Annotated in this window: 8 protein-coding genes; 5 read left to right on the top strand and 3 right to left on the bottom strand. The window is 62.1% G+C overall.

The features are described from left to right. The 3 genes from B7Y43_RS11635 to B7Y43_RS11625 all read right to left on the bottom strand — a co-directional run. On the bottom strand, window positions 1-423 hold a 423-nt coding region (locus B7Y43_RS11635; RefSeq protein WP_374126038.1), incomplete at its 3' end, for a TCP-1/cpn60 chaperonin family protein. Window positions 424-500: 77 nt separating this feature from the next. After that, the gene (groES, locus tag B7Y43_RS11630; RefSeq protein WP_374131816.1) at window positions 501-788 is read right to left on the bottom strand and encodes a co-chaperone GroES; all 288 of its coding nucleotides are present in this window, start codon (window positions 786-788) and stop codon (window positions 501-503) included. A 129-nt stretch (window positions 789-917) separates the two neighbouring features. Continuing rightward, window positions 918-2,321 carry an MATE family efflux transporter gene (locus tag B7Y43_RS11625; RefSeq protein WP_374131815.1) on the bottom strand — a complete coding sequence of 468 codons (1,404 nt, stop codon included), beginning with the start codon at window positions 2,319-2,321 and terminating at the stop codon, window positions 918-920. Between the two features lie 145 nt (window positions 2,322-2,466). On the opposite strand from B7Y43_RS11625, the gene sppA reads away from it, so the two are divergent. From sppA to B7Y43_RS11600, 5 genes are all read left to right on the top strand, one after another. After that, entirely contained in the window at window positions 2,467-4,341 is a 1,875-nt protein-coding gene (gene sppA, locus B7Y43_RS11620; protein WP_374131814.1) for a signal peptide peptidase SppA, read from the top strand. Continuing rightward, a complete protein-coding gene (locus B7Y43_RS11615) occupies window positions 4,338-4,901 on the top strand; it encodes a GNAT family N-acetyltransferase (RefSeq protein ID WP_374131813.1) in 564 nt (187 codons plus the stop codon). The genes sppA and B7Y43_RS11615 overlap by 4 nt, the downstream gene beginning before the upstream one ends. Before the next feature lie 160 nt (window positions 4,902-5,061). Further along, complete coding sequence (locus B7Y43_RS11610; protein WP_374131812.1) at window positions 5,062-5,367, top strand: PadR family transcriptional regulator; 306 nt, start codon at window positions 5,062-5,064, stop codon at window positions 5,365-5,367. After that, window positions 5,364-5,996, top strand: a complete 633-nt coding sequence (locus tag B7Y43_RS11605) for a hypothetical protein (RefSeq protein ID WP_374131811.1) — start codon at window positions 5,364-5,366, stop codon at window positions 5,994-5,996. The genes B7Y43_RS11610 and B7Y43_RS11605 overlap by 4 nt, the downstream gene beginning before the upstream one ends. Next, entirely contained in the window at window positions 5,993-6,715 is a 723-nt protein-coding gene (locus B7Y43_RS11600) for a hypothetical protein (RefSeq protein ID WP_374131810.1), read from the top strand. The genes B7Y43_RS11605 and B7Y43_RS11600 overlap by 4 nt, the downstream gene beginning before the upstream one ends. The last annotated feature ends 23 nt before the right edge of the window (window positions 6,716-6,738 follow it).

Below are 6,738 nucleotides of genomic sequence, written 5' to 3'. Positions count from 1 at the left end.
GGTGCCGGAAACGGGCTTGGAGCGCGCCTTCAGGTCCTTGACGACTTCGATGACCGCGAGGTCGATGCCGCGCTTCAGGTCCATCGGGTTCATGCCGGCTGCAACCGACTTCATGCCCTCACGAACGATCGCCTGGGCGAGTACGGTCGCGGTGGTGGTGCCGTCACCGGCAACATCGTTGGTCTTGGAGGCGACTTCGCGCAGCATCTGCGCGCCCATATTCTCGAACTTGTCCTTGAGTTCGATTTCCTTGGCGACGGTGACGCCGTCCTTGGTGATGCGGGGCGCACCGAAGCTCTTGTCGATCACAACGTTGCGGCCCTTTGGCCCCAGCGTGACCTTCACGGCATCGGCGAGAATGTCGACGCCGCGCAGAATGCGCTCACGCGCATCGCGGCTGAATTTTACGTCCTTGGCTGCCATTGTAGCTATTCCTTAGAGTTGAATGTTCCCGAATGTTCGCAGTGACCATGAGCTGGCCGACGGCGAAGGCATCATCCTCAGCCCACGATGCCGAGAATGTCCGATTCCTTCATGATCAGCAGGTCTTCGCCGCCAACCTTGACCTCGGTGCCCGACCATTTGCCGAACAGGATCTTGTCGCCGGCCTTGACGTCCAGCGGGGTGACCTTGCCGTCATCGGCGCGGGTGCCAGTGCCGACGGAGACGACTTCGCCTTCCTGTGGCTTTTCCTTGGCGGTCTCTGGGATGATGATGCCGCCGGCCGTCTTTTCTTCGGCTTCGACGCGGCGAACGAGAACACGATCGTGCAAGGGACGAAAGTTCATGCGTTCGATCCTTTCCATAAAATAGGAGTTGAATGGGCGTTAGCACTCACACTCGGTGAGTGCCAGCAACGGGCATATGTGAACGCGACGACGATTCGTCAAGGCACCCGCACGCTTGAAATTTTTCGCTCAGCCGGGAACCAATCCCAGTCGTGCTCGCCGGTTCCAGCGCCACATCAACATCCCCGAGACAGCCAGCAACCCCGCCGCTAGGCCGATCCATATCCCCACACCCTCCCACCGGAGCCAGAAGCCGAGCAGCAGCGCGGTGACGAAACCAATCCCCCAATAGCCAAAGCCTGCGATCAGCATGGGCGCGCGCGTATCCTGCAGCCCGCGCAAGGTGCCCGCCAGCACCGCCTGGCCACCGTCCACCAGCTGAAAAATCGCCGCCACGGTCAAATAGCTGAGCGCCAGCGGGATCGTCTCCGCATTGGCTGGCGCATCGAGATCAAGATAGGCCGACACGAATAAGCGCGGCGCAAACCAGATCGCGATTGCCGTGAAGACCGTGACGGCGGCGCCCAGCCCGATCGCCGCCCAGCCTGCGCGGCTGATCCATTGCAGGTCGCGCGCGCCATAGGCCATGCCGACCCGGATCGTCGCTGCCTGGCCAATGCCCAGCGGAATCTGAAAGGTGATCGCGGCAATGTTGAGCGCAACAGCATGCGCGGCAATCGCCGTCACGCTGATCAGGCCCATGAGCACGCCGGCCCCGCCAAACAAGGATCCTTCCAGCGTAAAGGCCAGCGCGATCGGCAGGCCAAGCGTGAAGATTTCGCGCAAGCGCGGCCATTCGGGTCGCCACCAGCGGCCAAATAACCGGAACCGTCGAAGTCGCGGATCGACCAGCAGAATCACCGAAAAGGCCGCCAGCATCGCCAGCGTGGTGATCACATTAGCCAGCGCGGAGCCCATCAGGCCAAGCGCGGGAAAGCCGGCATTGCCAAACACCAGCGCCCAATTGCCGAAAATGCTAAGCGCCAGCGCCATGATCGTCACCGCCAATGCCCAGCCGGGGCGACCAAGTGCCGCCGCCACCGTCCGCATCACGCCGGCGGCGACGCTCGGGATCAGGGCGAACAGCAAGATATCGAGGAAGGCCCCACCACGCGCGGCGACGCGTGCTTCCTGCCCGGCCAGCAACAGCAAGGTTTCGCCATGCGCCAGTGCGATCAGAAAGGGCAGCGCGCCGAGCACCGATAGCCAAAGCGCCATGCGAAAAGAGCGCCGAACCTCGCGCACGGCATGCGCACGCTGGCCGAGTTCAGCCGCGATAATCGGCGCGCAGGCGGTCGACAGCCCCAGCATCGCCCATAGGATCACACTATAGAGATAGACGCCGAGCGTGGCCGCCGCGAAATCCACCGGATCAAGCCGAGCGACAAAGATGACATCGACTGCATAGACCGCCATCTGCACCAGATTGGCGCCCACCAGCGGGGCGGCCAGATTGATTAGCGCGCGCAGTTCATCCAGCAGCGTGGCTGGCGCGCGATCGATCGGGCCGATGTGGGGCAGGGGAGCGGACACTGGAGCGCCCTATCGCGGCTTGTTGCCATCGTCACGTCCCAACTCTGGCCGGCTACCCCTGCAAAGGCGTATTGCTGAAACCAGACACTAAAGGCTAGAGACGGTTCATGCATGCCGGGACAGCCCGGAATGGGAGAATGAGATCGTGAAACTGGTGCGCGGCGCATGGAAGCTGTTGGTCGGCATTAAGGACGCGCTCGTCCTGGTGGCGATGCTGCTATTTTTTGGCGCGTTGTTTGCCGCGCTGTCGGCCCGGCCTAATCCGCGCGGGATCAAAGATGGCGCGCTGGTGCTCGATCTGGCCGGGACGATCGTCGAACAACCCGAAGACGCGCAATTTGACTTTGGGGGCAATGACAGCCCGCGCCAGATCCGCCTGCGCGATCTGGTCCGCGCGATCGATGCCGCCAAGGATGATAAGCGGGTGAAGGCGATTGTGCTTGATCTCGACAGTTTTGCCGGTGGCTATCCGGCAGCGGTCGGCGAAGTGGCAACCGCGCTTGGCCGTGTCCGCGCGAGCGGCAAGCCAGTGCTTGCTTACGCAACGGGCTATACCGATTCGGGTTATCGCCTCGCGGCCAATGCCAGTGAGATTTGGATGAACCCGATGGGCGGCATCCTGTTCGCCGGGCCGGGCGGCTCGCAGCTTTATTATAAGGGGCTGATCGACAAGCTTGGCGTGAATGTTCACGTCTATCGCGTTGGCAAGTTCAAGTCGTTCGTCGAACCCTATACGCGGACGGATCAGTCGACCGAAGCGCGCGCCGCCAGCCAGGCGCTTTATGGATCTTTGGTCACTGATTGGAAGGACGCCATCAGCAAGGCGCGACCCAAGGCACAGGCTGCGCAGTTTCTTGCCGGGCCTGGCGCGGCGGTGGCCGCTACGCAGGGCAATATTGCTGCGGCCAATTTGAAGGCGGGTCTGGTCGATAAGCTCGGCGACCGACTGAGCTTTGACAAGCGCGTGGCCGAATTGGTCGGTCAGCGCAGCGGCAAGGCTGCCGGTAGCTTCAACGCAATCCGCTATGCCGATTTCGTCGAGGCCAATCCGCTGCCAACCAGCGGCGATGCGATTGGCGTTGTCACGGTTGCCGGTGATATTGTTGATGGCAAGGCGGGGCCGGGCACGGCAGCGGGCGACACAATCTCCAAGCTGGTGCTTGATGGGCTGGCCGAAAAGAAGCTGAAGGCGTTGGTGGTGCGGGTCGACTCGCCCGGTGGATCGGCGCTGGCGTCGGAAACGATCCGGCTCGCCATTCTGGAAGCCAAGGCGCAGAAATTGCCGATTATCGTGTCGATGGGCTCGGTTGCGGCCTCAGGCGGCTATTGGGTCGCGACGGCGGGCGATACGATCTTTGCCGAACCCAATACGATCACTGGGTCGATCGGCATTTTCGGCATCATTCCCACCTTTGAAAACAGCCTGAAGAAACTCGGCATCACCGCAGACGGAGTGAAAACCGCGCCACTTAGCGGCCAGCCTGATGTGGTTGGCGGCACCAATGCCGAGGTTGACGGCATTTTGCAGGCAGGCATCGAACATGGCTATCGCCAGTTCCTCTCCCGCGTCGCCTCCGCCCGCAAGATGACGCCTGAAAAGGTCGATAGCATTGCGCAGGGGCGGGTGTGGGATGGCGGCACTGCGCGCCAGATCGGTCTTGTCGATCGCTTCGGCACGCTGAAGGACGCGATTGATGAGGCTGCACGCCGCGCCAAGCTCGATCCCACCAAGGTGCACGCCGAATATCTCGAGAAAAAGCCGGGCTGGTTCAGCAAATTTGCCGCCGATTTTGGTCGCAAGGATGATGACGAGGAGGCGACGCCATCGGGTGATGCGTTCTCGCGGATTGCGCAGCAACGCCGCGCCGTTTTTGCCCAGGCGCTAGGGGATGTCCGTCGGCTCGCAACGGGCGCTGCCGTGCAGGCACGCTGTCTTGAATGCGGTGGTCTTGCTCCGGCAGCGCCCAGCAGCGCCGATACGACGCTGATGGGCATCGTGCTGGCACGCCTCGGCCTGTGATTGCGATCCGGGCCGCCCGGCCGGAGGATGCGGGGGCGATTGCGGCGATCTATGCCCCGTTCGTGCTGACCGGCACGGTATCGTTCGAAACCGACGCGCCCGATGCGCGCCAGATGCGCACGCGGATGGCGGCATCGGACGGGCTCTACCCCTGGATCGTCGCCACCAATGGCGACCCCGAGGGCGGCGGCGTGCTAGCCTATGCCTATGCCGCCCGTTTTCGCGATCGCCCGGCCTATCGCTATGTCGTCGAAACCTCGATCTATGTCGCCGGGCCGGTGCAGGGCCAGGGCACCGGGCGGCTGCTCTATGAGGCGCTGATCGATACGCTGCGCGCCCAGGGCTTTACCCAAGCGATCGGCGCGATTGCGCTGCCCAATGATTATTCAATCCGCCTGCACGAAGCCGTCGGCTTCCGCCGCGCCGGGGTGTACCGTGAGGTCGGCTATAAACAGGGCCAGTGGATCGATGTCGGCCTCTGGCAATGCGAGCTGAACGAACCCAGCGTGCCGCCGGTGGAGCCGCAGCCGTTCAGCGAGATGGGGGTGGTGCGGGGATAGCGGGCTTGTGCCGTCTATCCTGAGACTTCCAAGATTAGCGGATCCAGCTGTCGCAGTCCGGGCAGGCTTGCGGAAACCGTTCCGCTGCCGACACTGACGCTGTGTCCGATTGCAGGTTGCTCAGTCTTGACGCATTTTTCGATATATGTAGAGTTATCGAATGCGGCGGCGTAAACCCTCTCCCCAAACAATGCTCGTGCTGCAAGCGTTGCTGGCGCGACCCACTGATTGGCGATACGGCTATGACCTGACCAAGGACATCGGCTTGCGATCTGGCACATTATATCCGGTGCTGATGCGATTGGCCGATCAGGGGCTCCTCGCCTCGGAATGGCGGTCGTCAGACCGGCCCGGTGCGCCGACACGGCATGCCTATCGCCTTACCCCGGCAGGGATAGTGTTCGCGCAGGATTGTATCGATGCTGCTGCTGCTGAGCCCAGTGCGCCGGGGATAATCCGCATATGATGCGACGCGTCGCCTATGCCTTGGGCGATATCGCCAGCCGATTGTTGCCAAAGGCGCACCGGCCATGGGGCGATGCGATGATTGCCGAAATTGGTCATGCCGATGCCGATCGCGCGGCGCTGGGGTTCGCCATTGGATGCGTGGTTGCCGCGTTGCAGGCGCGCGTTTGTGATGGTGAAACTCGGTTTTTTGCTGGCTTGTGGTCGATCGCTTTGCTCACGGCGTTCTTCGCTGTTTTGCGATTTGAGTGCGCAGTTAACGGTGTTTGGGTGCTGCTGGGTGCGCCGGACAGAATGGAAGAAGCCCTTTTGCAGCACGGCGCGACCCGGTCGCTGATTGCCAGCTATGAGGCTGGCCGTCCTTTCGTGATCCTGTGTTTCCTAGCCCTGGGGTGTACGGAATTGGCTGCGGCCTGGTTCCTGAGCCGCAGGGACTATCGGCGATTCCTTTGTGCATGGTGCGCAGCGTTTTTCGTCGCCGCTATTGCAGTGGCAATCCAGCTATCGATCGTCTGGAGCGCGCCGGACCTGCCGTCTGAATTTCATCCCCTTTTGATGCAGGCCATCGCGGTACCGGCACTGCTGACCTGGTCCCAAATCCGACGTGAACATGCGAGGAGAATGCAATGAGGACTGCCCTGAGCGCCATTGTCGCCATGCTGATCAACCCCTGCGTCGCCGACAAAGGTCATGCCGCTGCACCGCTTTCCAAGGCAGAAAAGATCGTCGCGGCTGCCAAGCAGGCTACCGGCGGCGCCGCCTGGGACGCGCTTGATGGCTGCCATGAAGAGGGCACGCATGGCGATGGCGCCGTCACCTACACAACGACATTCAGCCTCCAGCGCTATGGCATGCGGATAGATAGCATGCGGGCGGGGCAGAGTCGGTCTATGGGGTTCAACGGTAAGGTCCAATGGCAGACCGTCGCGGGCGGCAAGGTCCGCAGCCGTTCTGATTCAGCCGGGATCGAGGAAGGCATCGTCACCGACTATCTCAGCATCAACGGCTTTTTCTTTCCTGATCGCTTTCCCGCCACATTCACTTATCTTCGCGCCGCAAAAGAGGCTGACAGACGCTTTGACGTGATCGAGATCACGCCCAAGGGCGGGCGCGCCCTGGAGGTCTGGTTTGATCGCAAAACCCACCTCATCCAGCGCGTCGTAGATACACATGGCTCACCCGCCGTCAGGGTCGAAGCACGCAATTATCGCAGCGTCGCCGGGCTCAGCGTTGCCTATAATCTCGACGTCTTCGGTCCTGATCGCGCAGTGGCCGATCGCGGGGTGGTAACATCGTTTCAATGTGGTCTGATCGACAACGCCGCTTTCGATCCGCCGAGCAAGCCTTGATTGCCAGCGGCTAAGCCTGAGTG

It is taken from the genome of Sphingomonas sp. 28-62-20 (assembly GCF_002281505.1).
This window is presented reverse-complemented; position numbering and strand designations above follow the sequence as displayed.

Bases quoted from the DNA above. Each gene is read 5' to 3' on its own strand.
- groES (WP_374131816.1), bottom strand. From the start codon at position 788: ATGAACTTTCGTCCCTTGCACGATCGTGTTCTCGTTCGCCGCGTCGAA.
- B7Y43_RS11610 (WP_374131812.1), top strand. From the start codon at position 5,062: ATGCGGCGGCGTAAACCCTCTCCCCAAACAATGCTCGTGCTGCAAGCG.
- B7Y43_RS11605 (WP_374131811.1), top strand. From the start codon at position 5,364: ATGATGCGACGCGTCGCCTATGCCTTGGGCGATATCGCCAGCCGATTG.
- B7Y43_RS11600 (WP_374131810.1), top strand. From the start codon at position 5,993: ATGAGGACTGCCCTGAGCGCCATTGTCGCCATGCTGATCAACCCCTGC.